At 73.8% G+C, this 3,362-nt stretch carries 1 protein-coding gene and 1 pseudogene; both read left to right on the top strand.

What is annotated here, in order from left to right; genetic code table 11:
• Window positions 1–2,971: amino acid adenylation domain-containing protein (locus ACFU99_RS38245; RefSeq protein WP_384401685.1), on the top strand; the 2,971-nt coding region annotated here is incomplete at its 5' end.
• A 54-nt stretch (window positions 2,972–3,025) separates the two neighbouring features.
• A pseudogene (locus tag ACFU99_RS38240) lies at window positions 3,026–3,205 on the top strand (MbtH family protein); the annotation flags it as partial.
• Window positions 3,206–3,362 lie beyond the last annotated feature (157 nt).

The following is a 3,362-nucleotide window of genomic DNA, read 5'->3' as shown; positions in this document are numbered from 1 at the left end:
CCCGCACCCCGATCTGCGCGATCTGGTCGGCTTCTTCGTCAACACCGTGGCGCTGCGGGTCGACCTCTCCGGGAAGTCACCGACCTTCCGCGACGTCGTGACCCGCACACGGGACGCCTGGATGGCGGCCGAAGCCGACCAGGACGTGCCCTTCGAACAGCTCGGCGCAGGCCACGACGCCGGGCGCAACCCGGTCTTCGACGTCGTGATGAACCACGCGGGCGACCGGGTGAGCCTCGCCGAGGCACAGGACGCACCGACGTGGTGGCACCCCGAACTGCCGGTGACCGCGCGCTTCGACCTGTCGCTCACCACCCAGGTCGTCGACGGCCGGCTGCGCGCCACGTTCGTATACCGCTCGGCGCTGTTCGACGAGGAGCCGATCGCCGCACTCGCGGCGGGCTACATCCGGCTGCTCGAACAGGGCGTGACGAACCCCCGTACCGCGCTGCACGAGATGACGCTGGTGGACGAGGCCGAGCGCAAACTTCTGCACGCCGGCAACGACACGACACCGGCCCCGGACGCCACGATCGTCGAGCGCGTACAGGTACAGGCGGCGAGCCGCCCGTCGGCCCCGGCCGTGGCCGGCGCGGCAGGCGTGCTCTCGTACGGGGAGCTCAACGCGCGCGCGAACCGGCTGGCCCGGCACCTGCGCACGCTCGGCGCGGGGCCCGAACGCGTCGTCGCCGTCTGCCTGGACACGACCGTCGAGCGGTTCGTGGTGCTGCTCGCCGTCGCCAAGACCGGCGCCGCCTACCTCCCGCTCGACCCGGACCATCCCACCGGCCGGCTGCGCCGTCTGCTGGCGGACGCCGACGCGGTCCTCGCCGTCGTCAGCCCCGCGCCGCGCGACCGGCTCCCCCAGGGAGCGGCGCCGACGCTGGTGTACGGCGGCGCAGGACAACCCGACCTGAGCGGCTACGACTCCGCGAACCTGCCGCCCGCCGCGAGACCCGACAACCTCGCCTACCTCATCTCGACGTCGGGATCGACGGGGACGCCCAAGTCGGTGGCGGTAACACACCGGGCGCTCGGCAGGCTGACGGCGGGCGCGGCCGGCTACCTCGACATCGGACCCGGCGCCACGTTCATGCAGTGCGGGCCGCTCACGTTCGACGTCGCCGTCCTGGAGTGGACGCCGCTGGCACACGGCGGCTGCGTGGTGGTCACCGACACCGGAACCCTCCTCGACGACTTGGACCGGTTGGTGCGCGAACATGGCGTGACCACGCTCAAGTTGGTCTCTCCACAGCTCGACCTGCTGGTGGAACGCGGCATCGGCGCGTTCGCCGGGCTGCGTCAGCTGATCGTCGGCGGTGACGTGGTCAACCCGAAGAGCTTCGCCGCGGCCCGCGAGGCGCTGCCGGGCTGCCGTATCACCGCGTCCTACGGGCCGACCGAGTGCACGGTGCTGGCCACCGTCTTCCACGCCGGCTCGTGGGCGGGCCGGGTGCCCCTCGGGCACGCCATTCCGTACACGCGCGTCTACGTGCTGGACCGGAACCTGCGGCCCGCGGCCGTCGGCATGCGGGGCGAGATCCACCTCGCGGGCGACGGGCTGGCCCGCGGCTACCACGGGCGCCCCGGGGCGACCGCGACGGCGTTCGTCCCCGACCCGTTCGGACCGCCCGGCTCCCGGATGTACCGCACCGGGGACCTCGGGCGGTATCTGCCGGGCGGCGCCGTCGACTTCCTCGGGCGCGGCGACACGCAGGTGAAGATCCGCGGCTTCCGCATCGAGACGAGCGAGATCGAGCACGTCCTGCTGCGCGAGCCCGGCATCAGCTCGTGCGTCGTCCTGCGGACCGAGATGGACACCGGCCCGGCCCTCGTCGCGTACGTGGTGGCGACCGGGCCCGTGGACGCGGCCGCGCTGCGCGACAGACTCGGCGCCACGCTGCCCGCCTACATGCTCCCCGACCACATCGTCGAGGTGCCGCGCATCCCGTTCACGGCCCACAACAAGGTCGACCGCGCCGCGCTGCCGCCGGTCGTCGCCGCCGAGCCGGAGGCCGCGCCGACGACCGGGCTGGAGGCGCGGGTGGCCGAGGCATGGTCCGAGGTGCTCGGCCGGACGGTGCCCGCCACAGCGGACTTCTTCGCCCAGGGCGGCCACTCCCTGCTCGTGCCGCGCGCGACCGCGGCGATCCGGCGGCTGCTCGGCCGCGAGATCCCGCTGCGGCTGATGATGGCGCACCGCACCCCCGCCGCCTACGCCGCCGCGGTCCTCCGGGAGAGCGCCCCGGACCCCGGCGCCGCCTCCCGCGAGGACCGCCTCACTCAACTGCGGTGGCACGGGAAGCGGTTCGCCGGTACGCGCAGGCTCGACCTGTTCCTTCCCGCCGGGGAGCCGGAAGTCGTCGAGCGGACGCTGATCGTGCTCGACGGCTCCGAGTTCGCCGACGTCATGCGGCTCCCCGCGATCCTGGAACGGCTGGCCCTCGAAGGCCGGATCCCGGCGACGGCCGCGCTGTTCGTGAGCCCCACCGAGTGGTCGGCCCGCAACCGGGAGCTGCTCGACGACACGTTCGTCGACCTGCTCGCCGACGAACTGGCCCCGTACCTGCACGAGCGGCTCGGTGGACGGTGGCGGGGCGGACGGGCCACGGCGGTCGGCGCGAGCCTGGGCGCGGTCACGGCGGTACGCGCCGCACTGCGCCGCCCGGAGAGCTTCGACGGAGCCGTGGGCCTGTCGGGCCCGCTGACCGACCACCGTCTCGCCCCCGCGACCGCCGCCGAACCCCCGCCCGCCCGGTTCTTCCTCTCCGCGAGCCACGAGGAGGCGGAGACGGTCCTCGACAACGGCATCGACCAACTGGACGCCACCAGGCGCACGGGAGCGGAACTGGCATCCCGCGGCCACGCCGTGGAGTGCGCGTACGGAGACGGCGGCCACACCTACGCCGCGTGGGAGGCGATGCTCCCGCGGGCGCTCTCCTGGGCCCTGAACGCGGGCGCGGAGAGCTGAAAAGCGACCTGGACCGTGAGCGTGAGAGGCGCGAGAGGGAGGACGGCGTACGACATGTTCGACGACGAGCAGCGCGAGTTCAGCGTCGTGGTGAACCGCGAGGAACAGCACGCGATCTGGCCCGCCGACCGTGACCTTCCGGCAGGCTGGCGCGCCGAAGGGTTCACCGGCCGCACGGAGGAGTGCCTCGACCACGTCGACCGCGTATGGACCGACATGCGGCCGCTCACCCTGTGCGGCCGGCACGACGGGGCACCGCCGACGATGGTCGACCTCTTCGCGCGGCAGGTACGCGCCCGGCCGCACGCCCCGGCCGTCCGCACACGGGAACGCGTATGGACGTACGCGGAGTTCGACCGCGCCACCGCCCGGCTGGCGCGCCGCCTGCGAC

It is taken from the genome of Streptomyces sp. NPDC057654 (assembly GCF_042800135.1).
Classification (GTDB): Bacteria; Actinomycetota; Actinomycetes; order Streptomycetales; family Streptomycetaceae; genus Streptomyces.
Note: the sequence above shows the minus strand (reverse complement) of the source record. Positions and strands in the feature narration are given on the sequence as shown.